The 26,685-nt window shown below is 51.4% G+C and carries 23 protein-coding genes and 6 tRNA genes; 12 read left to right on the top strand and 17 right to left on the bottom strand.

Annotated features, from left to right (window positions below):
- Positions 1-16 precede the first annotated feature (16 nt).
- Positions 17-2,473, top strand: coding sequence for an acyl-CoA dehydrogenase FadE (gene fadE / locus KD147_RS12765; RefSeq protein WP_212548115.1), 2,457 nt, complete (start codon positions 17-19; stop codon positions 2,471-2,473).
- Between the two features lie 167 nt (positions 2,474-2,640).
- Positions 2,641-4,590 (top strand): S9 family peptidase, encoded by a 1,950-nt coding sequence (locus tag KD147_RS12760; protein ID WP_212548114.1) that lies wholly within the window; start codon positions 2,641-2,643, stop codon positions 4,588-4,590.
- A 151-nt stretch (positions 4,591-4,741) separates the two neighbouring features.
- Here KD147_RS12760 and KD147_RS12755 read toward each other — a convergent pair.
- The 8 genes from KD147_RS12755 to dnaQ form a co-directional block, all read right to left on the bottom strand.
- Positions 4,742-4,818, bottom strand: a tRNA-Asp gene (locus KD147_RS12755).
- A gap of 35 nt (positions 4,819-4,853) precedes the next feature.
- Positions 4,854-4,930, bottom strand: a tRNA-Asp gene (locus KD147_RS12750).
- 39 nt (positions 4,931-4,969) lie between these two features.
- A tRNA-Asp gene (locus KD147_RS12745) sits at positions 4,970-5,046 on the bottom strand.
- Between the two features lie 30 nt (positions 5,047-5,076).
- Positions 5,077-5,153: transfer RNA gene (locus KD147_RS12740), tRNA-Asp, on the bottom strand.
- A gap of 26 nt (positions 5,154-5,179) precedes the next feature.
- Positions 5,180-5,256: transfer RNA gene (locus KD147_RS12735), tRNA-Asp, on the bottom strand.
- Positions 5,257-5,280: 24 nt separating this feature from the next.
- Positions 5,281-5,357 (bottom strand) — tRNA-Asp (locus KD147_RS12730).
- 100 nt (positions 5,358-5,457) lie between these two features.
- Complete coding sequence (locus KD147_RS12725) at positions 5,458-6,897, bottom strand: TIGR03503 family protein (protein ID WP_249319265.1); 1,440 nt, start codon at positions 6,895-6,897, stop codon at positions 5,458-5,460.
- A 28-nt stretch (positions 6,898-6,925) separates the two neighbouring features.
- On the bottom strand, positions 6,926-7,639 hold the full coding sequence (gene dnaQ / locus KD147_RS12720) for a DNA polymerase III subunit epsilon (RefSeq protein ID WP_105255133.1): 714 nt from the start codon (positions 7,637-7,639) through the stop codon (positions 6,926-6,928).
- Positions 7,640-7,705: 66 nt separating this feature from the next.
- On the opposite strand from dnaQ, the gene rnhA reads away from it, so the two are divergent.
- Both rnhA and KD147_RS12710 read left to right on the top strand, forming a co-directional pair.
- Positions 7,706-8,170 carry a ribonuclease HI gene (gene rnhA, locus KD147_RS12715; RefSeq protein ID WP_212548113.1) on the top strand — a complete coding sequence of 155 codons (465 nt, stop codon included), beginning with the start codon at positions 7,706-7,708 and terminating at the stop codon, positions 8,168-8,170.
- Positions 8,171-8,270: 100 nt separating this feature from the next.
- Complete coding sequence (locus KD147_RS12710; RefSeq protein WP_212548112.1) at positions 8,271-9,068, top strand: MBL fold metallo-hydrolase; 798 nt, start codon at positions 8,271-8,273, stop codon at positions 9,066-9,068.
- Here the strand turns inward: KD147_RS12710 and KD147_RS12705 are convergent.
- A complete protein-coding gene (locus tag KD147_RS12705; protein WP_212548111.1) occupies positions 9,057-9,818 on the bottom strand; it encodes a class I SAM-dependent methyltransferase in 762 nt (253 codons plus the stop codon). The two genes, KD147_RS12710 and KD147_RS12705, sit on opposite strands and share 12 nt — an antisense overlap.
- Before the next feature lie 51 nt (positions 9,819-9,869).
- Between KD147_RS12705 and gloB the strand changes: the two genes are divergently transcribed.
- Both gloB and KD147_RS12695 read left to right on the top strand, forming a co-directional pair.
- Positions 9,870-10,634, top strand: a complete 765-nt coding sequence (gene gloB / locus KD147_RS12700) for a hydroxyacylglutathione hydrolase (protein ID WP_212548110.1) — start codon at positions 9,870-9,872, stop codon at positions 10,632-10,634.
- 94 nt (positions 10,635-10,728) lie between these two features.
- Positions 10,729-12,285 (top strand): LysM peptidoglycan-binding domain-containing protein, encoded by a 1,557-nt coding sequence (locus tag KD147_RS12695; protein ID WP_212548109.1) that lies wholly within the window; start codon positions 10,729-10,731, stop codon positions 12,283-12,285.
- 77 nt (positions 12,286-12,362) lie between these two features.
- Here KD147_RS12695 and KD147_RS12690 read toward each other — a convergent pair whose 3' ends face one another.
- From KD147_RS12690 to KD147_RS12680, 3 genes are all read right to left on the bottom strand, one after another.
- A complete protein-coding gene (locus KD147_RS12690; RefSeq protein WP_212548108.1) occupies positions 12,363-12,806 on the bottom strand; it encodes a flavodoxin domain-containing protein in 444 nt (147 codons plus the stop codon).
- 279 nt (positions 12,807-13,085) lie between these two features.
- On the bottom strand, positions 13,086-13,871 hold the full coding sequence (gene truC / locus KD147_RS12685) for a tRNA pseudouridine(65) synthase TruC (RefSeq protein ID WP_212548107.1): 786 nt from the start codon (positions 13,869-13,871) through the stop codon (positions 13,086-13,088).
- The gene (locus KD147_RS12680; RefSeq protein ID WP_212548106.1) at positions 13,864-14,190 is read right to left on the bottom strand and encodes a YqcC family protein; all 327 of its coding nucleotides are present in this window, start codon (positions 14,188-14,190) and stop codon (positions 13,864-13,866) included. Before KD147_RS12680 ends, truC begins: the two co-directional genes overlap by 8 nt.
- Positions 14,191-14,557: 367 nt before the next feature.
- Between KD147_RS12680 and KD147_RS12675 the strand changes: the two genes are divergently transcribed.
- Positions 14,558-15,589, top strand: a complete 1,032-nt coding sequence (locus tag KD147_RS12675) for a DUF3549 family protein (RefSeq protein WP_105255124.1) — start codon at positions 14,558-14,560, stop codon at positions 15,587-15,589.
- Complete coding sequence (locus tag KD147_RS12670) at positions 15,589-15,888, top strand: DUF3301 domain-containing protein (protein ID WP_105255123.1); 300 nt, start codon at positions 15,589-15,591, stop codon at positions 15,886-15,888. The genes KD147_RS12675 and KD147_RS12670 overlap by 1 nt, the downstream gene beginning before the upstream one ends.
- Positions 15,889-16,415: 527 nt before the next feature.
- On the opposite strand, the gene KD147_RS12665 is transcribed toward KD147_RS12670, so the two are convergent.
- A complete protein-coding gene (locus KD147_RS12665) occupies positions 16,416-17,057 on the bottom strand; it encodes a GNAT family N-acetyltransferase (protein ID WP_105255122.1) in 642 nt (213 codons plus the stop codon).
- 68 nt (positions 17,058-17,125) lie between these two features.
- Here KD147_RS12665 and KD147_RS12660 point away from each other — a divergent pair, with 68 nt between their 5' ends.
- From KD147_RS12660 to KD147_RS12650, 3 genes are all read left to right on the top strand, one after another.
- Complete coding sequence (locus KD147_RS12660) at positions 17,126-17,356, top strand: DUF2789 domain-containing protein (RefSeq protein ID WP_105255121.1); 231 nt, start codon at positions 17,126-17,128, stop codon at positions 17,354-17,356.
- Between the two features lie 145 nt (positions 17,357-17,501).
- Complete coding sequence (locus KD147_RS12655) at positions 17,502-17,768, top strand: hypothetical protein (RefSeq protein ID WP_105255120.1); 267 nt, start codon at positions 17,502-17,504, stop codon at positions 17,766-17,768.
- A gap of 2 nt (positions 17,769-17,770) precedes the next feature.
- Positions 17,771-18,544: a Zn-ribbon-containing protein gene (locus KD147_RS12650; protein ID WP_105255119.1), complete on the top strand. Its 774-nt coding sequence runs from the start codon at positions 17,771-17,773 to the stop codon at positions 18,542-18,544.
- A 2-nt stretch (positions 18,545-18,546) separates the two neighbouring features.
- Here the strand turns inward: KD147_RS12650 and syd are convergent, their stop codons facing one another.
- The gene (syd, locus tag KD147_RS12645; protein ID WP_212548105.1) at positions 18,547-19,089 is read right to left on the bottom strand and encodes a SecY-interacting protein; all 543 of its coding nucleotides are present in this window, start codon (positions 19,087-19,089) and stop codon (positions 18,547-18,549) included.
- Between the two features lie 56 nt (positions 19,090-19,145).
- Between syd and queF the strand changes: the two genes are divergently transcribed.
- A complete protein-coding gene (gene queF / locus KD147_RS12640; RefSeq protein ID WP_212548104.1) occupies positions 19,146-19,994 on the top strand; it encodes an NADPH-dependent 7-cyano-7-deazaguanine reductase QueF in 849 nt (282 codons plus the stop codon).
- Here queF and KD147_RS12635 read toward each other — a convergent pair.
- The 3 genes from KD147_RS12635 to KD147_RS12625 are packed head-to-tail and all read right to left on the bottom strand — an operon-like array spanning position 19,981 to position 26,429.
- Positions 19,981-20,862 carry a peptidylprolyl isomerase gene (locus tag KD147_RS12635; RefSeq protein WP_212548103.1) on the bottom strand — a complete coding sequence of 294 codons (882 nt, stop codon included), beginning with the start codon at positions 20,860-20,862 and terminating at the stop codon, positions 19,981-19,983. The genes queF and KD147_RS12635 overlap by 14 nt on opposite strands.
- Before the next feature lie 18 nt (positions 20,863-20,880).
- Positions 20,881-24,675 (bottom strand): autotransporter assembly complex protein TamB, encoded by a 3,795-nt coding sequence (gene tamB, locus KD147_RS12630; RefSeq protein WP_212548102.1) that lies wholly within the window; start codon positions 24,673-24,675, stop codon positions 20,881-20,883.
- Positions 24,672-26,429 carry an autotransporter assembly complex protein TamA gene (locus KD147_RS12625; RefSeq protein WP_212548101.1) on the bottom strand — a complete coding sequence of 586 codons (1,758 nt, stop codon included), beginning with the start codon at positions 26,427-26,429 and terminating at the stop codon, positions 24,672-24,674. Before KD147_RS12625 ends, tamB begins: the two co-directional genes overlap by 4 nt.
- Positions 26,430-26,685: the final 256 nt, after the last annotated feature.

Raw genomic sequence — 26,685 nt, 5'->3', positions numbered from 1 at the left:
AACAAGGAATAAGATTATGACACTCCTTTTTTTACTCGCGCTCATTGTCGTGCTGTCCTACGCCAGCTATCACAGAGCCAGTTACAACACCTGCCTGGGCTTGGCGATTGCCACCATGCTAATCGGCACCTTCGCCGGAGCCTTTGGCTTTATCAGTTGGTTGGTCTTCTTGCTTATTGCGGTGCCCCTGTCGGTTACCACAATTCGCCAGCAATACCTGACAAAGCCGCTGTTTAAGACCTTTAAAAAAGTCACGCCCACCATGTCCGAGACCGAAAAGTCGGCCATCGACGCCGGTACCACCTGGTGGGAAGCAGACCTATTCTGCGGCAACCCGAACTGGAAAAAACTCCACCACTATCCGGCGCCAAAACTAAGCGCCGAAGAGCAGGCCTTCCTAAACGGCCCTGTTGAAGAAGTGTGTGGCATGTTTAATGACTGGGAAGCGACCCATGAATTAACAGATCTACCGCCCGAGGTATGGCAGTACCTGAAAGACAACAAATTCTTCGCCATGATCATCAAAAAAGAATACGGTGGCCTGGAATTTTCTGCCTATGCCCAGTCTTGTGTGCTGCAAAAACTCACCAGTAAATCCACTTTGCTGTCCTCAATTGTCGGTGTACCAAACTCGTTAGGCCCGGGCGAATTGCTACAGCACTATGGAACCAAGGAGCAGAAAGATCATTACCTGCCACGCTTAGCGCGCGGTGAAGAAATCCCGTGTTTTGCACTGACCTCACCGGAGGCTGGTTCAGATGCCAGTGCCATCCCGGATTATGGTGTGGTATGTAAGGGTGAGTTTAACGGCGAACAAGTAACGGGTATTCGCTTGACCTGGAATAAACGCTATATCACCTTGGCACCGGTTGCTACCGTCCTTGGTCTGGCCTTTAAACTGCAAGATCCGGATGGCCTGCTTGGCGACAAAAAAGAACTGGGCATTACCTGTGCACTGATCCCAACCGATATGGAAGGCGTGGACATTGGCCGTCGCCATTTCCCACTGAATGTGCCATTCCAAAATGGACCAACCCAGGGCAAGGACGTATTCGTCCCCTTGGATTACATTATCGGTGGCCCAAAAATGGCTGGCCAAGGCTGGCGTATGCTGGTTGAGTGCTTGTCGGTCGGCCGTGCGATCACCCTGCCTTCAAACTCCACCGGTGGCATTAAGTCATTGGCCCTGGCGACCGGTTCCTACAGCCGTATTCGCCGCCAGTTCCGCCTGCCTATTGGTAAAATGGAAGGCGTTGAAGAAGCCATGGCAAAACTGGGCGGCTATGCCTATGCCAGCGACGCAGCGGTGGCCATGTCGACCGGTGCGGTAGACATGGGCGAGAAGCCTTCGGTAGTGTCTGCTATCCTCAAATACCACCTTACCGAACAAATGCGCGAGTCCACCATGCATGCCATGGATGTACACGGCGGTAAGGGCATCTGTCTTGGCCCGAACAACTACCTGGGCCGCGGCTACCAGGGTGCTCCCATTGCCATCACGGTAGAAGGCGCCAACATACTGACCCGTAATATGATCATCTATGGTCAAGGGGCGATCCGCTGTCACCCGTTCGTGTTGACCGAGCTGAACGCCACCACCATAGAAGACCAAAAAGAAGCGCTGGATGTGTTCGACAATGCGCTAATGGGCCATATCGGCTACACCATCTCTAATCTGGTACGTACCAAGTGGTTGGCACTAACCGGTGCCCGCTTTACCTCGGTGCCCTTTAAAGATGAGACTGCACAATTTTATCGCGATGCAGCCCGCTTCAGTGCCTCACTGGCACTGATGTCAGACATTTGTATGGCGGTATTTGGCGGCTCATTAAAACGCAAAGAACGCATATCTGCGCGCCTGGGTGATATGCTGAGTTATCTCTACCTGGTATCGGCAACGCTAAAACGCTATGACGATGAAGGTCGTCAAAAAGAAGACCTGCCTCTGGTACGCTGGGCTTGCCAAGAGTACCTGTATCGCTGTCAACGTGCCCTAGCGGATCTGATCAACAACATGCCTTCTGCACCACTGCGTGGTTTGCTTAAGGTGATCCTCTTCCCTTGGGGTCGTCCGGTACGCAAGCCGACCGACAAGCAAGAGCATGTGATTGCCCAGCTACTGCAAACGCCAAACGAAACCCGTACGCGTTTGGCACAGCATATTTTCTTAAGCGAAGGGCCTAACAGCCTGCTCGGCAATCAAGAAAAAGCCCTGCGCGATATTCTTGCAGTCGAGCCACTGTTCGATAAGGTCTGCCGCGCCACAGGTAAGAAACTGGCCTTTATGCAGCTCGATAAAATTGCCGAGCAAGGCCTCGAAGCCGGTGTACTTACCGAAGACGAAGCACAGCGCCTGTGCGACGTTGAAAAGCAGCGCCTTGATGTCATTAATGTGGACGACTTCGACCCTGCCGATCTATTGGCCGGTAAAGCGGCGCGTAAGCAAACAAGTAAAAAGGCTTCAGCCGCTTAGGCTAAAGCTAGCTACATCCTGTTAAAAAGCTGGCCGCCGCCGGCTTTTTTTATGCCCGTTAAATTTGCTAACAATTTACTGGCGATAAATTCCACACTTTTCTTGCATTTACGCCTGCCTAAGCAAACACTGTTAACGCCATAATAATAACTTTAAGGATGAGAACCATGTCTAAAACCTTGGTCGCGACCAGCCTGGCTGCCGCGTTAACCCTGGCCCTAAGTGGATGCCAATCGGGCACCTCTACTACGGCCCAAAACCAAGTCACTGCACCTATATCTGTGGAAGCAACAGCTGCTGCTATGCCCACCTACAGTGCGCAAACCTTTTTCGACACCGTTAGCCTGCGTGGCAACAGCTTTAACCACACGGGTGAGAAGCTGCTGCTGAGCAGCGACGAGACGGGCATTTATAACCTTTACGAGGTCAAGGTAAGCGACGGCAGTCGTACCCAGATCACCGATGCGCAAGACAGCACCTACAGCGTCGGCTATTACCCAAACGATGACCGCATCTTGTTTCGCCGCGATAACGGCGGTAATGAACTACACCATTTGTTTGTGCGTGAACTCGACGGTACCATCACGGATTTAACACCGGGCGAGCAAACCCGCGCCGGTTTCGTCGGGTTTAGTAAAGACGGCACCAACTTCTATGTGCTGAGTAACAAGCGCGACCCTAAGTTTATGGACTTGTACAAGTACGATGCCAAAACCTATGCCGCCGAACTGGTTTATAAGAACGAACAGGGGTTTAATGTCGCCGCCGTTAGCCCAGACGGCCGATTTATCGCCTTAAATAAAACCAACAGTAACCGCGACAGCGACTTTTACCTGCTCGACACCCTAAAACGCAGTGCCAAGCCAACCCTACTAAGTGCCCACAATGAACCGGCCAATTACAATGCCTGGGATTTTAGCGTCGATGGTCAGTCTCTCTACTATGCCACCGATGCCAAGGGTGAGTTTCGCCAGCTCTGGCGTTACGACCTGGCCACCGATGAACATAGCCTAGCCCTGAAAGCGGATTGGGATATTAGTTTTCTACGCTTTTCAGAGACTGGACGCTATATGGTTAGCGGCGTCAATGCCGATGCCAGCACCGAGGTCAGTATTTTCGACACCAGCACCAATAAGCAGTTAACCCTGCCGAGGTCGCTTCCCAAGGGCACGCTCAGCGGCGTTGAATTTAGTCATGACGAGCGCTTTATGTCCTTTTATCTGAGCTCGGATACCAGCCCTCGAAACCTCTATCACTGGGAAATAGGCAGCGAGCAGGCACTGCGCCTGACCAGCACCCTGAGCGAGGAAATTGACGAAAACAACCTGGTAAGCAGTGAAATTGTCCGCTTTAAAAGCTTTGATGGTCTAACCATACCCGGGGTTCTCTACAAGCCTAAACAAGCCTCTGCAAACAATAAGGTTCCTGCCCTTATTTGGGTGCATGGTGGTCCAGGCGGACAAAGCCGCACCGGTTACAGCGCCATGCAACAACACTTAGTGAATCATGGCTATGCCATTTTTGCGGTCAACAATCGCGGCAGTTCAGGCTATGGCAAAACCTTTTTCCACCTTGATGATAAAAAACACGGTGAAGACGATCTGCAAGACATCATCTACGGCAAAAAACACCTGCAAACGCTGGATTGGGTCGATGGCGATAAAATCGGCATTATGGGCGGCAGCTACGGCGGCTACATGACAGCGGCGGCGCTGACCTTTGCCCCGGAAGAGTTTGAGGTCGGCATTAATATCTTCGGTGTGACCAACTGGGTGCGTACGCTCACCTCCATTCCACCCTGGTGGGAAAGCTTTAAGAAGTCGCTTTATGACGAAATGGGCGATCCGGCCACGGACGAAGCGCGCCATCGTCGCATCTCGCCACTGTTCCACGCTAAAAACATCACCAAGCCCTTGCTGGTAGTGCAAGGCGCTAACGATCCTCGGGTGCTGCAAGTAGAAAGCGATGAACTGGTAGCGGCGGTGAAAGCTAATGGTATTCCGGTTGAATACGTGCTGTTTGACGATGAAGGCCATGGTTTTAGCAAACGGGAAAACCGGATTGCCGCCTCTGACGCTTATGTTCGCTTTCTGGATAAGTACTTAAAGGGCGAATAAGCGATAGCTAACGGATGAAAAAGCCTGAATACGAATAGCTGGTGACAGACACCGGCTATTTTTTTGCCTGGTTTTTCTTAAATAAAGACTATAGAAACTAAGGTTTTTAGGGACTTTTAAGGGAGAAGTTTTGCTTAAGGGGAGAAGCAAATGGCGGAGTGGACGGGACTCGAACCCGCGACCCCCGGCGTGACAGGCCGGTATTCTAACCAACTGAACTACCACTCCGCAGTAATGATGTGTGTACATATTTTCAGGCTAAATGGCGGAGTGGACGGGACTCGAACCCGCGACCCCCGGCGTGACAGGCCGGTATTCTAACCAACTGAACTACCACTCCGCAGAAGCGCTGAATTGCATGTACTAAAGAGATATAAAATGGCGGAGTGGACGGGACTCGAACCCGCGACCCCCGGCGTGACAGGCCGGTATTCTAACCAACTGAACTACCACTCCGCAGTATCTATATTCTTTAACTATTCCTAATGGCGGAGTGGACGGGACTCGAACCCGCGACCCCCGGCGTGACAGGCCGGTATTCTAACCAACTGAACTACCACTCCGCGAAGGAATATTGTGTTTGCTTAAATGGCGGAGTGGACGGGACTCGAACCCGCGACCCCCGGCGTGACAGGCCGGTATTCTAACCAACTGAACTACCACTCCGCAGAGAAAGCAAACTAGGATAATTGGCGGAGTGGACGGGACTCGAACCCGCGACCCCCGGCGTGACAGGCCGGTATTCTAACCAACTGAACTACCACTCCGCGTTATCCAAACTGTTCAGGACTCTGCCCTGACAGCGGCGTGAATGATACGAATCACCCCTTGGTGAGTCAACAGTTTTTTTGAAATTTTAAGGCTTTTTTAGTCATCTGACATCGAAAGGTTTAAAATTTCACCTGATTTATCACTTTTTGAACCATTTTTACCGAAGTTTGCTTGTGGGGCATGTAACCGGCTTTGTTGTTTTTTCCGCCAAAACAGTAAATTAACACCTGCCATTACGGGCTTTTTCAACACTAAAACGCGGATCAACACGCCACCGAACAACAAAATAACCAAGTTACCCAGTGCCACCAGCAGCACATTTTCAAAGGTATTTTCCAGCCCCTCACCTTGAGTCCGAGACTGAAATTGGTCCTCAACGCCAGCAGCTGTATTTACGCTTAGCACATCATCCGACACTGAGCTTGGTGCCGACGCAGACATCGCCGCTGAGGTCTTAACCGCTTTTTCTATGGGCCGGGTGATGACAAAGTCATGGTTCGGTAAATTGGCCATAAACTCACGGCCATTGATATTGGTGGCAAACATTTCTACCTCAATCTCGTAACGACCGCGCTCATAATTGCTCACCTTGAGGCGACGCTCAGCTAAGGCGCTGGCGGGTATAGAAAAGGCTTGCTCATCATTATTGGGATAGAAGATGCGCCCTTGTAGCAACACCGACTCTGGCTTAACCAGCTCGGGGTCAAGGCGAAATACCAGCTCATGGTCCGCGCCGCTCTCCCCCTTAATCAGTTCATAGGCTAATGGCGGCTCTTTGACCACCACCGGCTCTTGCACCACCTTACGCTGAATAAGCGGCGTGGTTAAGGCGATTTCCGGGCGCCACTGGCCAGGGGCAAAGTCGAGGCGGAACTCGCCGGTAAAAATGGCATCACCGGGGCGCTCATCAAAACCGCGGCCATCGTCTTTAAAGTCGGCGACATGCTCGGTACCGGCGCCAAAGTTGGTAAATTCATTGTTGTTGGTGCTGACAAAGTCCACCTGCAGATTAATCACCTCGTGGAAATGCCCCACCTCAACCTGTTCGCCGTCATTGAGTACACGCCCGGTCAGCTTGATGATCTCACCGCGAAACAATAAAGGCGGCAAGGTATCCACTTCTAAGGAAATATCGCCCAACACCATGATCCGGCTTTCGGGAAGGATCTGACCCACCACCTGCCAAGGACCAGGCATGGGGTTGCGCAACTCGATCAGATCATAACCGCGCTCATCGTGCCATTGCAGTTGCTCGTCATTAAGCGCGTGCGGGGCATACAATTTACTGCCATCGGGGCGCACCAAGACCACGGCAGGTGAGCCGGGACGACGAAAAAAAAGCAGGGTTATTTTGTCAACGTCATGGTCGATGCGAAAGCGGTTGTTTAGCAACGGCAACTCATTGCCCTTAGATAGCAGGGTCAGTTTATCCTGCTCACTGGCAAGCGCAGTAAAACCTAGCGGGGCCACCAGGCTACTGAGGCACACAAGGCCCGTCATTAGGCTTGCAATAATGCGTGCATTAGTGCGTGTCATATTATTTCCCTGTTTTAAAGCGCGGTATTTATTCACCGCGCCATAAACAGCTGCCACCCTCTTTGGCAACCAAATCCAAACGCTGCTCGTGCGCTGCCAGTTCTTCATTGCTGGCGCTGATCACAGTGAGCGGGGCTCGGTCGCCCGGCAAGCGGATAATACCGCCGCTGTTGGCGCTGTCTTGTTGTTCGTTATTTTGCGCTAAGTTCAGCTTTTTCTGGCCTCCGGTCATGGCCAGGTAGACGTCAGCCAAAATCTCGGAATCCAGCAATGCGCCGTGCAGGGTTCGCTTTGAGTTATCTATATCATAGCGACGGCATAACGCATCCAAACTGTTCTTTTGACCCGGGTGCATATTTCGGGCCATAACCAGGGTGTCAAGGACCTGACATACGTCCTCGGTTTTTGGCAGTCCGCGATTGAGCAAGGCAAATTCATGATCCATAAAGCCGACGTCGAACGGCGCGTTATGGATGATAAGCTCAGCGCCGCGAATATAGTCGAGAAATTCGTCGGCTACCTGATGATACAGGGGCTTATCCTTTAAAAATTCGGTGGTAATACCGTGAACATCTATGGCTTCGTCTTCGATACCCCGTTGTGGGTTAATATAAACGTGAAAGTTGTTGCCGGTCAGACGGCGATTAACTAATTCCACACACCCTATCTCAATAATGCGATGGCCGTCTTTGGGGTTAATGCCCGTGGTTTCAGTATCGAGTACTATTTGTCTCTGCGCCATATCAGTTTACGCCCATATTTGCTATCTTTGCTGCTTTGGTCATTGTACATAATAACAAGGAAAAGCGTGCAAAAAAGCGTAGAAATTTATACCGATGGCTCCTGTTTGGGCAATCCTGGACCGGGCGGCTACGGGGTGTTGTTACGCTATGGGGAGCATCAGAAGACGCTCAGCCAAGGTTATAAAAACACCACCAATAATCGTATGGAGCTGCTTGCGGCCATTGTCGCCCTGGAATCCTTAAAACGCCCCTGCCATGTCGATATCACCACCGACAGCCAATACGTTAAGCAGGGCATTGAAAGCTGGATAGACAATTGGAAAAAGCGCAATTGGCGCACCGCCAGTAAACAGCCGGTGAAAAACGTGGATCTGTGGCAGCGTCTCGACGCCGCACGTGCTCGCCACCAGGTAAGATGGCACTGGGTAAAGGGCCACAGTGGTCATGACGAAAATGAAATCGTTGATGATTTAGCCCGAGATGCGGCCATGAGCAATCACCTTTTAGTGGATGAGGGCTATCAAGCTTAGTCCCAAAGATGCCGCCGCCGTTGGCCGAGGCTAACTTTACTCAAGGGTGTGAATGTTATATAACGAATGGATATAACTTATAACTAATTTTGGAATAGCTATGTCACTCAAGGTCATTCCCTTTTACCATGATGACAGTAACACCCTGAGTTACATTCTTTATTGCACCGAAACGAAAGTGGCGGCGGTGATCGATGCCGTTGCCGACTATGACAGCGAGTCCAAGACGCTCAGCTACACCAGTGCCGACAAGCTACTGGCCTTCATCACTAAACATCAGTTACGGCTAGAATGGATCATCGAAACTCATGTTCATGCCGATCACCTCAGCGCCTGTGCCTACCTGCGTCAGCAAAGCGCGGGGAAAATTGTGGTCAGCGAGCATATCACCGAGGTCCAACGAACCCTTAAACCCATCTATCAACTTGATTGTGTTACCGATGGTTCACAGTTCGATGTACATGTAAAAGATGGCGATTCCTTGGCGCTGGGTGAGCTAAATATTCAAGTGATTGCCACTCCGGGACACACCCCGGATGGCATTAGCCTGTATTGTCAGGGTCATGTATTTATTGGCGATACCTTGTTTATGCCGGATTCCGGCAGTGCCCGTTGCGACTTCCCTAATGGTAGTGCCGCCGAGCTTTACGACTCCATTGTCCGTCTGCTTGAGCTACCCGAGCACACCAAGGTCTGGGTTTGTCATGATTATCAGCCCAACGGCCGTGCTTTGGATTGCCACAGCACCATTGCCGAGCAGCGCCAGGAAAACGTGCATCTGCAACAAGCGCAAGGGGACTTTATCGCCCAACGCCAGCAACGTGATGCAACACTGAATAAACCAAGGCTGATGGATATCGCCGTGCCCTTTAATCTACAAGGCGCCCTAACCCTTTAACCTTTTGTTGGCGCGCCGCTGGCGGCTCACCTCCACTCCTTTGATAGCGGGCTTAAACGTTGGGCGAGCGTGCCACTTGGGTTTGATTGGCGTCAAAGGCGTTACCCTTTTGCGCGCCACCAGCATATATACACTGCCCATGGGCTTTAGGTAGTGACGACAAAAACTACGCCAGCGCGCAAAGCGTGACAGCCGCGAGCCACGCGCTAGGGACGCATGTAAAAAGCGCTCATCGGCGATCAGTTCAAACCCCAGTAAATCAAGCCAGTCTTTAACCCGTGAGGGAGTAAAGAAACGACCACTCCAGGGCAGCTTTTGCCTGCTAAAAGGAATTAAACAGGCCAGGCCGCAAAAACTAAGGGGATTAAAGCCGGTGATCACAATATAGCCGCCGGCTATCAGGGTGCGATGGGCTTCCCTGAGTATATGGTGAGGGTCGGTGTTGTATTCCAGGCACAGACTTAGCACGCAGGCATCGACACTGCCCTCGGCAAAGGGCAGTTCATCCACTTCGGCAATCACCCCAGCCTGCGGCGTACGCGCCGCCACGCCAACCTGATGCTTAATGGGGCTTGCCGAGGTATCCAATTGCACGCTGAGATCGCCTATTTTCAACAGGTGATAGCCAAACATGCGCTCCAGCCAGGGCTGCATCTTGCGCTCGATATCGCTTTGCAGATACTCGCCATGGGGAAACTGCCCCCAGGCATGGGGCGGCGGATGTCTTTGCAAACTCAGTGCTGGTTTCACACAATTAGCTCGTTATACTAGGAATATGATAACGATATAGAGCAATGGTCGATGGCGCAAGTAGAGGCAATCAAAGCTTATAAGGATAATTATATTTGGGCGCTACAAGGTAGCGATAATAAACAGGTGGTGGTGGTCGACCCTGGCCTGGCGGAGCCAGTCTTCGCCTATCTTAAAGAACAGAACAAGACCCTGGCGGCCATTCTTATTACCCACCATCATTGGGATCACACCACAGGGGTGGCGGCACTCAAGCTCGCCTATCCAGGAATAACGGTATACGGGCCCAAAAACAGCCCATTTACCGATGTCGATGTCGCACTGAGCGACGGCGATACGCTCAAGGTACTCAATTATGATTTTCAGGTTCGCGCGACCCCAGGACACACCTTAGATCATATTTGTTATTTTGGCGCAGGCTTGGTATTTAGTGGCGACACCTTGTTTAGCGGCGGCTGTGGGCGCCTTTTTGAGGGAAGCGCCGAGCAAATGTGGCAATCGATGCAGGTCTTTCGTGCCCTGGATGATAAAACCCTAGTGTATTGCACTCACGAATACACCCAGGCCAACATGCAGTTTGCCGCCGCCAGTCAGCCTCATAACGAAGCGGTTTTAAGCTATCAACACCAGGTCGAGACCAAGCGAGCGCAGGATATCATCACCCTGCCAAGCACCATAGGCCTGGAAAAGCGCATCAACCCTTTCTTGCGTGCCGATGTCATCTCCCTTGGTGCCATCCCCCCGCAGTTTCGACCACAAGATGACGAACCCAACGCTAAGTTTGCCGCCCTGCGAGCCTGGAAAGATAATTTTTAGGCCGACACCTTCCCCAGTAAAAACAGGGCAAAATTTGTCTGCGCTCATAACTTTTTGCTAGTATGCGCGCAGATTAATCAAAAATTAACGGTCCATGAACAAGATTACCTATTCGCTGGCATTGTTGTTGGCATTATTAACGGGTTGTACCGCAACCGATACGACCCCGGTGGCGCAGTTACCGGACAATGGCGCCAGCCCGCAGGAGATCAGCGAAGCACTGACCCTGGAATTATTGGATGATGGACAACTGGGTGAAGAAGAAGAACCGGTTCCGGTATTTGATGATGTGTGGGAGCGTATTCGCTTTCAGCTATCCATCGATGTCCCACAAAACCGTCCGGTGGTGACCGAGCGTAATTATTATGCGCGTCATCAGGCCTATTTGGATCGCATTTCCAAACGTGCCGAGCCATACCTTTACTACATAGTTGAAGAAGTTGAAAAGCGGCAGATGCCCATAGAGATCGCTCTGCTACCCATTGTTGAGAGTGCCTTTGATCCTTACGGCTACTCCCACCGCAGCGCCAGCGGCATTTGGCAATTTATGCCGCAAACCGGCAAGCGTTTTGGGCTGAAGCAAAACTGGTGGTACGACGGTCGCCGTGATATTACCGAATCTACCCGCGCTGCGCTGGATTATTTGTCTTATCTGCACAAAACCCTCGAGGGTGACTGGCTTAATGCCATTGCCGCCTATAACTCGGGCGAAGGCCGGGTAATGCGCGCCATTAAGAAGAACCGCCGCAAACACTTACCCACGGATTTTTGGTCCTTGGATCTGCCTAAAGAAACCACCGCCTACGTGCCTAAACTACTCGCGCTTGCCGACTTGCTTAAACGTCATGACGAGTTTGGCGTGCGTTGGAATAAAATCGTTAATGCCCAGGTCGTGGACCGGGTCGACGCGGGTACGCAAATCGATCTTGAGATGGCGGCAAAAATGGCGGGCATTTCCCTATCGGAGCTATACCGTCTGAACCCAGCCTTTAACCGCTGGGCCAGCGACCCTGAAGGGCCGCATCATTTATTATTGCCGCTCGACAGCATAGCGCGCTTCGAAAAGCGTCTAGCGACGGCACAACTGAAAGACCGCATGCGCTGGCAACAGTATGAAGTTCGCTCCGGCGACAGCCTGTCCTTGATAGCCCGCAAACACAACACCAATGTTAAAGCCATTCAAAGCCTTAACTCTTTATCGTCGACCAACATCCGCGTTGGACAAACGCTGATGATCCCCTTATCGGATCAGGGCGCGGCGCACCTGCCAGAGCGTGTCCGCCTAGCGGTGAACGGTGGCTCAAGTGTCACTCGCAGCCATACTGTAAAATCCGGTGATACCCTGTGGGATCTTAGCCGTGAGTACGATGTCACCCTGGCCCAGCTGAAGGCCTGGAATAACCTTAAAGACAATGCGGTACTGCGCCTTGGACAAAAATTAAAAATTCGCCAGTCGGCCAACTCGGGAGCCATCAAGAGTGTCAACCGCACCATCACCTATAAGGTGCGTCGTGGCGACTCCCTCTCTCGCATCGCCTCGCAATTTGGTCTGCGCGTCAGTGATATTCAAAAGTGGAATAAACTGGACAGCAAAAAATACCTGCAACCGGGGCAAAAATTAAAACTGATAGTCGATGTGAAACGCGGATAATATTCACCTAAGCAATTGATTATCATAAAAATAAAAAGCGCTCTTTTGAGCGCTTTTTTTATATCTTAGCGGTGTACTTACGACTGTGCGACCAAGCGCTCTACCCAAGGCAGTGCCACGGGCCCGGGGTCAAAATCAACCATGGCATCAATATCCAAACGTGGTTGAATGATCTTGCCTTGCAGCTCAATCAACAACTCCTCAAACTGGCGTCCACCGCCGCAGAAGGTCTCACCATAACTGCTGTCGCCTAGGGCAATCACGGCGCAGGGCTTAGCGCCGAGCAATGGAAACTGCTCTTGTAAACCTAAATAGAGCGGCAAAATGTTGTCTGGCAAATCACCCTGCCCCGTGGTCGAGGTAACCACCAGGATCTGTTCGGCAGCGATAATATCTTCAACCTGAGGGTTATCCACGAGCTTAGCGTTGCTTCCTAATTCGTTAATATGAGCGCATAGGGTCTCGGCAAGACGCTCGGCGGCGCCATACACACTGCCGTAAAAAATACTGATGGTTGCCATTAATTGTCCTTTACATAGGGTCTGTTGACCTTTGTTGTTTGTTTCTGCAGCAGTTTGTAGTGAATTTATACAAGGCGGTACATGTGTGGTGTAGTATTCTACACAAACATGTAACAGCACAGTAGAAATGCGCTACAAGCGCTGCCCTATGGGTTCATCTCAACGCACCCTGCTCAGTGTTGCTCGCTATGTACATAAAATGACTATGCAGCATAACGAGCGTCGTGATCAGAATGCGTTTAGATTGAACATAAAGTAAACCGCAAAGATAAACAGACCCTAATAACTTTCTTCACTTTGCGGCCAGCCCAGGCGCGCGAAAATAGCCAGGGCCTGCTCACCAAGCGGTGCACGAATATGAATGGTTGTTTGCGTATAAGGATGCACAAAGTACAGATCGGTTGCAAACAGCATTAAGCGCGCACAGCCAAAGTGATCGATAAAAAAATGATTCTGGGTGTTATCGCCGTGGTTTACGTCATTAATAATGGGGTGGTTAATGCCGTTGAGATGACGACGTATCTGATGCTTGCGCCCTGTTTTTGGCCAGCACTCCACCAGCGAATAGCGCACGCTGGGGAATTTACCCAGGCTCACTGGCAAGCTTGCCTGATGCAGGCAATGTACCTCGGTTTGCGCTTCTTGCGGCGCTTTATTGGTGTCGGTAAATTTATCGGCGATTTTATCCAGCTTTTCTTTTAACGGCCTGTCTATCAGACGCTGCTGTGGCGCATAGCCACGAACCAAAGCCAAGTAACGTTTACGGATCAGCTTGTCGCTGAACAAGGTCTGTGCGTCCCGCGCCGCCTCACTGCTGAGGGCGAACAAGAGTATACCGGAGGTGGGCCTGTCGAGGCGATGCAAGGGGTAAACATGCTGGCCTATTTGGTCGCGCAGCATTTGCATCGCAAACTGAGTTTCTCTTTTGTCTATGGGCGAGCGATGTACCAGCAGGCCGGACGGCTTATTTATCGCAATAAAATGCTCATCACGATAGAGGATTTGCAAAGGCTCAACGGCCACCACTTCGATTTCCTGTCCCTGGGCCTGCGCTTGCTCACTCATCAGCGGTCCCCTTATCTGCGCTTAGGTGCAAATCTATGGCTTCTAGTGTCCTATGCACACTCAAGTAACGACCGGGCCACTGTACCTCGGCCATGGGAGTCAGCGCTATGCTACTTGGTAACACCGCTCGACGTTGCACCAATTCGCGCATTTTTACGATAAAGACAAACTGTAACCACTGCTCAAAGCGCAGCGTATCGACACAAAAGGGTTGCTGAGAGTGCAGTAACTGCGCATCTATGGGCTCTTGTTGCCACAGTTGATGTGCCTGTAGCTGAGTTTCTAGCTGCTGTAACAGCATCGCGGTTTTGTCGTACATATTAGGGTCTGTTAACCTTTGTTGTTTGTTTCTGCAGCAGTTTGTAGTGTATTTATACAAGGCGGCACATGTGTGGTGTAGTTATTCTACATGAACATGTAACAACAAAGTAGAAATGCGCTACAAACGCTGCCCTGCGGGTTTATCTAAACGCCTCCTGCTCTGTGTTGCTCGCTATGTACATAAAATACTATGCAGCATAACGAGCGTCGTGATCAGAATGCGTTTAGATTGAACATAAAGTAAACCGCAAAGATAAACAGACCCTAGGAATAAGTAATTTTCGCAGCCGCCATCATAGCATTTCCCTTGGGTTGATGACGCAATATGCCTATAATTTGCGGAATTTTATTTCTAGGAGCAGCCCATGACTGCAAATATTGCCACCTTAGCCGAGTTACTCGACGCCGCAGGCACCACCTGGCGGGTGTACGACATTGGCCGTCGCGTGCAGAAATTAGATAAGGCCACCTTTGCCGATATCGAGGCGACCAATCAGCCCTACCCTTTCCCATTGGCTCAGCATGCCTTACTCGCCATTCAATTCTGGGATGCCAAGGCCTCCGCTGAACCCTATGTGTGGTTTTTAAAGTTGCCGCTGGATGAGCAAAGCAAATTGGTTGCCGCCAGTCGCGACCACTTCGCCAACATGGTGCTAGAGGCCGTGGGCACCCAGCTACTGGGCGATGAGCAAGAGCAAAGTAAGCTCGATAACAACCCCTATGTGTTTACCCCCAACGCTAACAAACGCGCCGCCTTTAATGCCCATATCAAGGTAGAGCTGCGCCAAAGTGCATCCCAGTACTATGAGCACACCCAGCTGTACTTCAGCGGTAAGCTGGGTTGGCACCAATGGCAGAGCATCGCGGTACAGGGACTGGCGGATTTTGCCGCGCGTTTGAACCAAGGTGATAACGAGCAGTTGTTATGCAGCGCCTGGGCAAATCTTCCGGTGGAAGTGCGCCAACCTTTGGCGGCACAATTAGAAAACACTCCGGTGTCGACGGCGGTTGCGGAAATGCTGCACCAATCGATACAAGACGCCTTAACCCAAGGCGATAAGGCCCTGTTGATTGACGCCCTAAGGGCTATCAGCTTTGCCCCTGCTACGGGAATAAGCGGTGCCGTTGTCGATCTAGTACTGGCGTCGAGTTGGAGCCAAGATGCAGATATTTGTCAGGTGATTGCTGGGCGTCTATGGAGCCACCTTCAGGAGCCCGAACGCTTAGCCGCATTCATGGAAAAAAGTGCACAAATAAAATCCGAGCAAGCTATTTTTGCCAGCCTGTTTGCGGATCTCGTTGCAATCCCAACGCTGCGCCCCCATGTCTTAGCTATGTTACGGTGCGAGCAACGCTCAGAAGCGCTATCGCGGGCAATTGGAGGCTTGTTCTCTTAGTGGTTACTTTGTGGATTTTGATGCTGGTCGCGGCGGTGATCGGCTTATTTTGGTATCGCCGCAAGTTGGCGGAAACGGCGCGAATACATGCGCAAAACCAGTGCCAACAACTGGGTGTACAGCTGGTTAGCGTTGCCTGCCTTAAATGGCGTATGGGTATATTAACTAATGGTAAGCTGGGGATACGCAGTACGTATTTGTTCGAGTTTTCAAGCGATGGAGAGAGCTTGTATCAAGGCAAACTGTACATGGACAACGAGCACCTGCACGGCAAAGACATTCCCCCACACAAAATATAATGCATAAAACTAAGGCGTGACCAAAGTCACGCCCTAATCCGTCTCTTCCCTGTGCGATATCCTATATCGCTGACCATTGTGGTCGTCCTTTTACCTTCCTGGTTCGATTACCTATCTTAACCGACAGCATTCCGTGCCCTAATTCCTGCTTCATCCTGAAGTGTCCACTTGCCATCTTGGCTATTCCTAGGCTCCAAGCCTTCCCTGCACATCCTGTGCTCCAGTCCTTGAACGGTTATCCTAAACCGTCTAGTCCCTTACTCGTCCTGCACGCCCTTGCTTTATTGGCCTCTATCCCTTCCTTGGCCCGGCGCTCCCTGCACCCTTGTCTTCCTGACCCTTATAATGATAGAGAAAAATGTCGTCAGTGCAGCCATTATGAATCAATTGAGAACAATGTCATTTAAATGACATAAATGGAAAACACTTACAATTCATAGCGTTGTGTTTATTTTGCTTAAATTTTAGGAAGCAAGAAACAGGGATCCCGCACATCAATGTGAGATATTTCCTACAAACAAACTTCCCTATACGCCATTGCTTTTATGTTTGAATAGCAGCTCTCCGCTGACCTTACTAAATTTCAGCGTCTGCAATACCTCAAAACCATGGCTGGTAAAAAAGTCGATATGAGGTTGTTGGGTAACAAATACCGCCATGCCTTTGAGGGCATTATCTTCCTGCATCAGAGTATCGAGGCTATTGAGTAGGTAGTGACCTAAACCATGACGCTGGTTTTGCGGCGCCACGGCAATAAAGGCAATAAATAAGTAATTGCCCATGGTTTGTAGCGCATTGCGTATGGTTTGCTCTTTTTCGATCAATTGCTGGGTGGTCAGGTAACCGGCACTCATCATCAATTTCAACCGCCAATGCCAGTATCGCTGCGCCGGCATAGAAGCCGCCGAGGCAAACACACAAGCGATGGCCTGTAATCTGTCCTCGACAAATAACCCCACCAAAGGCTGTTTGGATTGCCAAAACGTATGCAGCTCTTCACGAATTAAAGCGCGCAACTTTTTCTCGTAGTGCTGTTGAGATTGATCTTCGCCTTGCAGCAACTCTCTCATCAAAGGGTCTTTATGGTAGGCTTGATAGATCAGACTGGCGGCTACGTTTAAATCCTCAGGTGTGAGGTACTTGACGCTGTAATCGAGGGTCACTGACATAGAATTTCCTTGTTATCATTGTTGTTCTATATTTAAACATAGTTGTTATCGACAAAATTGAGAAACTCATGGATACCTCAAAGCACACTATGAATACGCTGTTTGAACAACTGGGTTTACCCAGCAGCGATAGCCAGATTGAACAGTTTGTAAGTAATCACAAACTAGGCAACGATCTTAAGTTGGCTGACGCCCCTTTTTGGTCCAATGCGCAACGTCACTTCATTAGTGAATCCCTCGCCGAAGATGCGGATTGGGCGGAACTCATTGATATTCTTGACGCTCAGTTAAGACATTAGGTATTTGCCGGCTGGCCTGGTGCCAGCGCCTAGTCTGCGGACAGTTTGGGTTCAGCAAAATCGCACTACACTGCGCGGATATTCTTCGCTCCCGAGCGAATCTGCTTTTATAATGCGTCGATTTTCAGTAAGAGGACCTAGCACAATGAACCCTGTGGTGTTTGAAGCGATCAAAGCCCTATTGGCTCAAAACAAAACCCCCACCGTAGCCCTGACCAAATCCATGTTAAGCGAGCCGGTGCCCATGCCGATGATCATCGCAGCGGTCAGCCAGTATAAAAACAATCCAGAAGCCTTTAAGAATATGGTGATCGAACCGAGTGCGCAGACATCGCAACAAAAATCATCGCAACTGGATCGCATAGAGAAAAAACTTGATAAACTATTGGCTTTATTAGAAGCCAAGAAGTAAGCATGTTTGTTGCCGATTTAACCTTTGACTGTTATCAAGATACTCAATTAGCCGACGCCGAGCAGGCGATCAACCAAATGGTGGTGGCGCTGCGCGCGAACGGACAGATAATCGGCGACGAATTTCCAACGGTATTAAAAGAGGGCTACTTCCTTACCCGGGTGATGTGCCCAGAAGAAGACTCGCTGCATCCCTTGCATCACAGCCCTTTTGTTAAACACGCAATCAACAAGCTTAACGAGGCCGGATTGCTGGCCCCGAAAGTAAAGGTGATCGGTCAGGATATTCATGCCAACAGCGCCGATGCCTGCTCCGAGCCAAGCTGTTATATTCTCTATACCACTTATTTGCATACCTGCAGCCCCCTGTACTGCGGCGATGATTTTCTGCCGGTGCCGCTTTATAACATACCCGCCATAGCCAATGGCGACTACAAGACCTTAATAAAGTGGCAAGAAGACTGGCAGGCCTGCGACCAACTGCAAATTAATGGTGCTACTCGAGCAGAATTTGCGGCCCTTGATGAATTAAGCCTGTTGGATAGTTCACTTAGCCGCCGTGGGCTGGACTTGAGCAAGCGGATTCGTTTTCTCACCAAAAAGCCGGTGTATTACTATTTATACCGAGTTGGTGGCGAAAGCCTGCAACAAGAGCTGCAACGTCGCTGCCCTGGCTGCGATGGCGAGTGGGCACTCGCCGAGCCTTGGTTTGGCTTATTCGATTTTCGCTGCGAGCGCTGCGAGCTGGTCTCGAATATTTCCTGGGATCATCAATAGGATCAGATCACCTCAATGGCGTCTAATAAGGCGCTGATATTCTCGGCCAATACATGGTGCGGCTCCTTGCCGACATACTCGAGGCATACCGCACCATCGTTTAAACGTACCGTCAGCAGTAGATCATCTTGCTCGGTTAAACCGATAAACACAGTATCCTGCTGCTTTAAGCGGCGCTTCATCAGTACATGGCCGGTAATGTTTTGCTGTAAGCGGACAAAGTCTTCTTCATTCCATGGCAATAGCAGCTCGATACCATGACCATCGATTTGCGCCGGTAGGTTACCACTGTAAACGCAGCAAAATAGCTGCTCCAATTGCGCCGGGAATTCAACCTCCAGCGCCATGGCTAAATCGCTCAAGGTTGCGTTATCGTCGCGCACATAAACTTGCCACTGAACCTGATCACCCTGCTCGGTGCCGCTGATGGCAGCTGGGCTTTGTGACTCCGGGTCAATATAAGTCATGGGGTTAGAGTTGAACTGAGCCTGGTGCTTGTCGATATGAGTTTGTAGTGCCTGTTGGAGTTGTGTGCTTACACTCATGCATGCTTTCCGTAAATTCGTTATAATGACGCCATTGTAACTAGATTTATGGCATCATGACAGATTACCGTAACGCCCCTGAGCTGCAGGCCAGCCTGCTGGGTAAAACCACTGAATACAAAGACTCCTACGACGCGAGTCTGCTCTACCCCATCGCCCGTAAGCTTAACCGCGACGACCTGGGCATTGATGAGCAGGCGTTGCCATTTCAAGGCGAAGATCTGTGGACCGGCTATGAGCTTTCCTGGCTCAATGGCAAGGGCAAACCGCAAGTAGCGGTAGCGGAATTTGTGTTTCCCTGCCAAAGCCCCAGCATTATCGAGTCCAAATCGTTTAAGCTATATTTGAACAGCTTTAATCAGACGCGCTTTGAGAGCATGGACAAGGTAAGGGAGATCCTCGAAGCGGATCTGAGCAAGGCGGTGCAAACCCCGGTCAAGGTGACCTTGTACGGACCAGACGATACGTCGCAGTTTGCCGCCACGGCACTCCCGGGATTCTGTATCGACGAGTTGGATATAGAGATAGACACCTTCGACCTCGATCCGGCGCTGTTACAGCTTGCAACTAATAGCGAACCGGTTGAGCAAACCCTGTATAGCCATCTGCTCAAGTCGAACTGCCTGATCACCTCGCAACCTGACTGGGCCAGTGTGGTGATCCGTTACAAGGGGCCACAGCTATGCCATGAATCACTGCTGCGCTACCTGGTATCATTTCGCTCCCACAACGAATTCCATGAGCAATGCGTAGAGCGTATTTTTAGCGATATAATGGCGCTGGCCAAACCGCAAGAGCTTGAGGTTTATGCCCGCTACACCCGTCGCGGCGGCTTGGACATCAACCCCTATCGCTCAACGCATCAGCAGCATATTCCCTTTAGCCTGCGGATTAATCGTCAATAACACTGGGCACCACCATGGCGCAGGTATCGATGTAATTCGGGGTGGCCACAAGGCGGTTCTTGCGGGCCGCCACCAGCGCCTTAAAACGCGCCGAGTCGGTGCGCATCACCCGAATGCTGGGTTGCTGCTCTGGTGCTAATTGATCGGCAAATTGCAGATCTAAGATAGGGTTAAACGGCGTTTGCGTGCTCCCAGGGCGTTGTAAGCGCTGCAGGTGCTCCATGCCACTGAGAACGCGACCGAATACCGTGATGTTTTTATCCAGGTAGCGCGGTGCATGGCCAATCACCACATAAAACTCACTGGTGGCGCTGTCTACGCCATTCCCTCGCGCCATACCTAAGGCACCCATACAATGAAGCTGCCAGGTTTGCGTGCCCGCCTTATTTTGACCTACGGCAAAGCCATTAATAAAGCCACTGCGCGGCGCATAGCCGTCGTTGTCGTTCACCTTAAGATCTAGCTGCAAAGGCTGCTCACTGTGCCACACAAACTCTTGTTGCAGCGGCGCAATATCCGTTTCTTGCTCACCCGCTCCACCCTGGGCAACAAAGCCTTCGACAAAGCGATACATGCTTAGGCCTTTATAGAAACCCGATTTCGCTAACTCACGCAGTCTGAGCACATGCTTAGGCGCCAACAAAGGGTTCACCTCGAGGTAGACGACGCCGCTTTGCAGGGTGAGGATCATCAGATTATTACTATCCACCTGGCGCCAATCGGAGGGCTCGGCTGCGGCCATGATCTCTGCGGGCGATTGCAAAACTGGTTTAGCCGGGTTAAAGGCGTAGGCCTTGGGGATCAATGGACCAGTCATTTGCGCGCTCAACAAGCCGGCCGTTAGCAAGGCTAAGGATTTTTTTATCATTATTATTTCCCTTATGATTTAGTCGATATCGAAGCGATAGAGAATATCCAACGTATCATACAAACCGCTGGTCACCTCGATATACAGTCTTTGTAACACCTGGTAGCGCACCGCCACCTCGGAGATGGACTCAAACACGCCGACACTGTATTTAACCTGGATCCCCGGAGCTATATAACCGGCGATTTCCACCTTGGTATCATCGCCGCTGCCGCTGGAGTTAAGTGTCACATCACTCAATCCGATTGACTCACCGATACGCGACACCAGGCCTTCCCCGCGATTGGTACCCTGCGCCAAGAGCATGCGTGTAAGCAAGGCATCGGTATTGGCATCACCATCGCCTAGCGGTTGTCCATTAAGCACGTAGGACAAAGCCTGTGAGCGGTCCATGGCCGGCTCGGAAAACACATGCAGCTGCGGTTGCTCGACGCTGCCGGCCAGTTCAATGCCCGCCACCACACCATTGGCGGTGTTATCCGGGTTACGAATGGCGCGCACATTAATATAGGGCTTATCTAGGGCGCCGCTAAAGCCTATTTGTCCTGTGCGGATCAGCAAGTCTTGACCAAATGCGCGGTACTTACCATCGACCAGGGTCAACTCGCCCACTGCCAGCGGGTGGCTCTCGTTGTTGGCGGTGATGCTAAGGTCGCCCTTAATGTAGGACTTCAAACCGAACGAGTCGACATACACATCATCTTTAATATTTACTTTTAAATCAACGTCATACATAAATGGTACGGTGGGCTCCTGTACCGGCGCATCAACAATGATTTCGTCATCACTGACCTTGACCGCGCCCTGGGGCAGCTCTTTGATTTTGATGCGCCCGTAAGGAAGATCAATGCTGCCATCCAGCTTCACCTGGCTCGCACTCACATCAATATTAAGATCTGGAGAAAGCGCAATCATAATGCCCTGATCCGGGATAAGCACAAAGCGCTGCCCCTGGACTTTCACCGTCAACTGCGGCTGCTCACCAAGCCAAAGCCCTTCGCCGCTTACGTTCAACTCACCACCATCCACATTGGCTAATTGACCGGAGACACTGATTTGCTCCCCGGCTAGTTGCACGCTCAAGCGTGAGTCGGCCAGGGACAGGGGTAAGGTATCCCCTTCCAGCGCTAGCTTTTGTGCATTCAGTTGGCCGTGCACCTTGGGTTCAGTGATATTGCCGGAAAAACGTAAGTCGGCGCTGATATCCCCCGCAAGATTCTTTATCTGGGGCACCAGCGATGCAAACTTTGTCAGCTGGACGGCATCCACTTGCAGCTGACCGTTGAGGTGCTGCGCCGCCATAACGTCGGTGACCTTCACATCGGCGTTGAGGTTACCCAAAATAGAGGACTCCAGCTGTAACTGGGCTTGTGCCTGGTTAATGTCGCTATGCAAATACAGGGCTAAGGTTTCAACGGGATAACTATGTTGCTGCTGCTGGTGCAGGTAGCTCGCCTGTAATTGTTCGGTATGCAATTGCACATCTATGTTCGGCGCCTCGCCGCTGCGCCAATTAAACTGGGCATGGCCCTTGGCCACACCTGCCAAAGCGGCTTTTGGCCCAAGAAATGGCTTGAGCGCCTGGAGATAAAAATGCGTCAGTGTGGCCTTAACTTCACCCTGCAACGGATCTATGGTGGCGGGTTCAACACACAGGTCCACGGCATCGCCGCCCAAACATAAACGCTCCGAGCGCAGCGCCTGCTTGGCCAAATCCAGATGCACGCTCGTTGGTGCGGATAAAGCCACCTGGTGCTCCTGCAGCGCTATATCGAATTGTTCCAGTTGCACCTTTAACTCTTGCTGTGACGATGACAGCTCACTGACAAACGCGCTTTGCAGTTGTGCCAAAGGCGAATCAATAAGCAAAGATGTTTGTTGCACCTTGTCACTGCCTCGGGATTGTAAGGCAAGGCTATCCAGGTGTTGGGCGCCGGCTTTAATACCGGATAACTGGGCAGAAATATCGTATTGAAGTGCGTCGTGATATTCACTTTCAACATCCAGGTTGAGGGTGTCCACACTAACGCCGGCACCTTGCACCTGCGCCAATTGCGCGTCGAGTTTTATTTTCGGTGTTAAACGCTGGCCACGAAGCTGCAACTGGGCTTGACCTGCTGCCGTGTATCCGGGCAACAGGGGGGTATCGGCGGATAATGCCAGCACCCCGTCTAGGCGCCACTGCTCGTCTATTTCTCCACTGAGGTTTAAGCTGTTCTGACCCTGACGCAAACGCAACTGGCGCACGACCCCGTGCAGTGAGCTATCAAGATCCAGGTCGGCCTGCAGTTGCAGCGCCATATCATTGACTGTGCCGTCTAAGGTCGACGGTGCTACAGCCAACTGCCAGCGACCTGTGGGGTCCAGCACGAAAGTGCCGGCTACCTTGCCAGACACATCACTGCGCACCGTATCGATAAGGTATTCGCTATGCAGATTTACCAGCTCGGCATTAAAGTTAGCACTTAGGCCATCGCGCCAATTCAGCTCGGTTTTTACCTCGGCTCGGCTGTCGCCAGCGAGCAATTGCAATGACGCGACCTGCAAAGAACTTAAGGTCCCCTTGGCGTTCATTTGACTGTGTAACTCGGGGTAGTCTGCCAACTGCGATTGCAAGTTTATGTTGACTTGATAATCATCAATATTACCCTCTACACGAATATCGCTTTGGTGTAATTGCAACACTTCAGCGCCTGTCGATGAACCCAGCGGAAGCTGCCATTGATGTTGTTGTGCTTGCAGCATAAAGGGCCAGTTGGTTTGCCGTAACTTGGCAGTGGCGCTCAGCGTCAATGGATATTGACCCTGGTTTGCCAGCGCCAATTGCAACTCGCTGAGGCTCCCGCTTAAATCAAGCTTGCTGCGCTCCCCAAGAGCTTCCAACTGCAGCGTTAACTGCAATGGATTATTGCCAGATAAGGCCACATCACCCTTTAGCGCCGCATGCAGCTGCTGTGCGTCCGTGGTGCCGCCCTGCTGCTGCGGCAGCCCGGCCACCAGCTCAGGTGGTAAGGCATAGCTTACATCCAGTTGCTCCAGCGACAGCTTGCTACCAAGCAGCGCCGCATTGAGCTGCAAGTTGCTGAGCCTATGCTCGCTTGCCCCTTGTACCAGTGTCGCATTGTTGAGGGCAAGGTTCTGAATACGGATGTGCAGGCCAAGATCAAAATCGATGTCGGTCAGCGGCGGCAATTGCATCAGGGGCCCCCGCTCTGGCTGTTGCTGCGCTGGAGCCAATTCAACCCTCAGTTCATTGACCTTAAAGGGCTTGATATTAACGCGCTTACCTTGGGCACTAAGGCCGGCACTCAGGTCGCGCACGTTGATTTTTTGCCCCGCCACCGCGATATCCGCCTCGGCGAGCGCCAGGCGTTTAACGTCAATATTCGGCAACTGGAACTGCAGCAGAGGGCCAGAGGCGTTCGCATCCGCTTGCTGGCCGTCGCTGCCGATGTCGGCGTTCGGGCTTAGCTGTGGCTCTTGCTCGGAGTCGGCACTAGCGCTTTGCACGCTGAGGCGCTTCGCCGCGACATTATCGATACACACGCCGCCACAACCGAGCACGCGTATATCAAGCTGCACATGCTCGACATCCAGGGATAGGCCGTCGCTTTGGTATTGTAAATCGAAGGGACCATTGGCAAGCAAACGGCCTTGATGCAGCTCGATATTAAGTCCTGATACCAGGTTGTTAGCCAAGGCCACGACAGCACGGTTACCAAACCCGGTAAAAAGTAACAAGGCCACCAAGAGGACCAGAGTAATAAGGATGGCGGCAATCACTTTGACGCTTAAAAGAAGAATGCGCTTCATAGTTCGGGCCCCACGGTAATGCTGAGTCGGGTTGTATTGCCAGGGGTTGATAACGCCCAGGCATGATCAATGCGAATAGGCCCCACGGGTGTAAGATAACGCACGCCAAAACCCACACCAACAGAGAGCTTTTCGGAAAAGTCGTTAGTGGCGGTACCGGCATCAACAAACAAGGCGCTGCGCCAGTTACTGGCAAACTGGTAATTGTATTCCAAGGTGCCAGTCACTAGGTATTTGCCCCCCACTTTGGCGCCATCGACCTCGGGTGAAATAGACTCGTATTTAAATCCGCGTATGCTTTGATCGCCACCGGCGAAAAAGCGCAGTGATACCGGCACATCACCGATGTCATCGACGTACATGGCACCTATATTTACGCGACTAAAGAACAAATGGCGCTGCCAATAGGTATTTAACCAGGCATACTGTAGCTGCACGCGAATGATATCCGTGGACGAGGCCAGAGAATCGGCGCCAACCTCGGTACTGATCAACCATTGCCGCCCCCAATAGGGCGTGGTGCCCCCTTTTGAACGCTTGCGCGCATAGCTGACGCCGGGTAGCAACATGGCCGTGCTTTTCTCTTCCTCGCCAATGCGAAATTCTTCATATTCACGACGGAGAAATACGGTGCGGATCCAATCTTCTTCAATTTTCCATTGCCGCTGTACCAGACCGGTCAGAGTCTTTGAGAAGATATCTGTATCTATATTATCCTCAAGCTTATAACCAAGGCTAAAACGCCAAATATCATCGACCGGATCGGCGACCGGTATGGTGTAGGAAAGGCTTATATCCTGCTGACGCTCGGACACATTGAGGTTACTTTCCAAATAATGCCCTTGCGCGCCTATCCAGGGACGCGACCACTTAAAGCGTACCTTTGGGCCCAAGTCTGTTGAGTAGCCGCCGCCGACCTCAAAGCTGTCCTGTGGCTTATGCAGCACCTCAACGCGAATAGGCACTTCCTGTGCGCTGCGTTTGGCAATGTCGGCATAGACGCGCACACTGCTGAAATAAGGGGTCTGCGACAATGCCAGGTTAAAGTTGCTCACCTTAGTGGCGTTATAAGCTTGCCCCGGCTCGAACTCGGCCAGAGAATGGATGTATGCGCTCGCAGGAGTGTCGGTAGCGATATTCAAGGGGCCAAAGCGATAGCGCTGACCTGTGCTCATCACCAAACTGATCTCGGCGCTGTAGTGACCTCGATCGATTGCCAAGCGCGCCTCTTGCCACTTGGCATCAAAGTAACCAAGTTCAAGCAGTTGCTTATCGATAGTACTTTTGGCCGCATCATAATGACCATGATTGATGATGTCGCCGCGTTTAAGTGGCAACTGCGCCAGCACCTGCGTCAACTCTTTGTCTTGCTCTCCAGGACCAAGTAATCGGTACTCCAGGCTTTCGATACGTGTTGCCTGCCCCGCAGTGATCTTGGCAAGCACCTTGGGCTCGGCGCTGTTGTCTTCGAGGCGCAAGTCAACTTCGGCATGATAATAACCCAGGGCTCGCATACTCAGTAACACCTGGTCGGTCGCATAACGCTGCAATTGCCGCGTTGGCTGCTCGCCACTGAGCTGTTGTAAATACAGGGCGACGTTTTTCTCCAGCTCCCCCTCGATACCCTCAATGCTGTAGCCGGAAATGATCCTTCCTTGCGGGAACTTGCCAGGCTCAGAGCCCCATGCGCCATAGGAGTCGAATGAGCACAGGCTCAGCACCAAGAGCAGGCTTGTTAGTAGGGTTAACTTCAACTTACTGTGTCTCCATTTCAATCACTTTTCCACCGCCTGTGCCAGCCTTATTGAATTGTATTTCAAAACTCGAGCCTGTTTGCTTGGGGCGTTAGCCCACAGAGGCTATAAAGATCAACAAACGCTCTTAATACTTAAGTTTATCACCGCTGGCCTGAGCCAATCACTAATGACGACGAAAAATTTCACTCAAGTGGCTTTTTATTTTTAGTAAGATATTAGACAATCGTAAGATTAACGCTTACATGAGATAAAC

This window comes from Pseudoalteromonas sp. BDTF-M6 (genome assembly GCF_018334135.1).
Classification (GTDB): domain Bacteria; phylum Pseudomonadota; class Gammaproteobacteria; order Enterobacterales; family Alteromonadaceae; genus Pseudoalteromonas.
The sequence above is the reverse complement of the archived record's forward strand: the minus strand, read 5'-3'. Positions and strand labels throughout refer to the sequence as shown.

What these genes read in the sequence shown, in the direction of transcription:
- fadE (WP_212548115.1), top strand. Translation starts at nt 17, where the DNA reads ATGACACTCCTTTTTTTACTCGCGCTCATTGTCGTGCTGTCCTACGCC.
- KD147_RS12760 (WP_212548114.1), top strand. Translation starts at nt 2,641, where the DNA reads ATGTCTAAAACCTTGGTCGCGACCAGCCTGGCTGCCGCGTTAACCCTG.
- KD147_RS12725 (WP_249319265.1), bottom strand. Translation starts at nt 6,897, where the DNA reads ATGACACGCACTAATGCACGCATTATTGCAAGCCTAATGACGGGCCTT.
- dnaQ (WP_105255133.1), bottom strand. Translation starts at nt 7,639, where the DNA reads ATGGCGCAGAGACAAATAGTACTCGATACTGAAACCACGGGCATTAAC.
- KD147_RS12710 (WP_212548112.1), top strand. Translation starts at nt 8,271, where the DNA reads ATGTCACTCAAGGTCATTCCCTTTTACCATGATGACAGTAACACCCTG.
- gloB (WP_212548110.1), top strand. Translation starts at nt 9,870, where the DNA reads ATGGCGCAAGTAGAGGCAATCAAAGCTTATAAGGATAATTATATTTGG.
- KD147_RS12695 (WP_212548109.1), top strand. Translation starts at nt 10,729, where the DNA reads ATGAACAAGATTACCTATTCGCTGGCATTGTTGTTGGCATTATTAACG.
- KD147_RS12690 (WP_212548108.1), bottom strand. Translation starts at nt 12,806, where the DNA reads ATGGCAACCATCAGTATTTTTTACGGCAGTGTGTATGGCGCCGCCGAG.
- truC (WP_212548107.1), bottom strand. Translation starts at nt 13,871, where the DNA reads ATGAGTGAGCAAGCGCAGGCCCAGGGACAGGAAATCGAAGTGGTGGCC.
- KD147_RS12680 (WP_212548106.1), bottom strand. Translation starts at nt 14,190, where the DNA reads ATGTACGACAAAACCGCGATGCTGTTACAGCAGCTAGAAACTCAGCTA.
- KD147_RS12675 (WP_105255124.1), top strand. Translation starts at nt 14,558, where the DNA reads ATGACTGCAAATATTGCCACCTTAGCCGAGTTACTCGACGCCGCAGGC.
- KD147_RS12665 (WP_105255122.1), bottom strand. Translation starts at nt 17,057, where the DNA reads ATGTCAGTGACCCTCGATTACAGCGTCAAGTACCTCACACCTGAGGAT.
- KD147_RS12660 (WP_105255121.1), top strand. Translation starts at nt 17,126, where the DNA reads ATGGATACCTCAAAGCACACTATGAATACGCTGTTTGAACAACTGGGT.
- KD147_RS12655 (WP_105255120.1), top strand. Translation starts at nt 17,502, where the DNA reads ATGAACCCTGTGGTGTTTGAAGCGATCAAAGCCCTATTGGCTCAAAAC.
- KD147_RS12650 (WP_105255119.1), top strand. Translation starts at nt 17,771, where the DNA reads ATGTTTGTTGCCGATTTAACCTTTGACTGTTATCAAGATACTCAATTA.
- syd (WP_212548105.1), bottom strand. Translation starts at nt 19,089, where the DNA reads ATGAGTGTAAGCACACAACTCCAACAGGCACTACAAACTCATATCGAC.
- queF (WP_212548104.1), top strand. Translation starts at nt 19,146, where the DNA reads ATGACAGATTACCGTAACGCCCCTGAGCTGCAGGCCAGCCTGCTGGGT.
- KD147_RS12635 (WP_212548103.1), bottom strand. Translation starts at nt 20,862, where the DNA reads ATGATAAAAAAATCCTTAGCCTTGCTAACGGCCGGCTTGTTGAGCGCG.
- tamB (WP_212548102.1), bottom strand. Translation starts at nt 24,675, where the DNA reads ATGAAGCGCATTCTTCTTTTAAGCGTCAAAGTGATTGCCGCCATCCTT.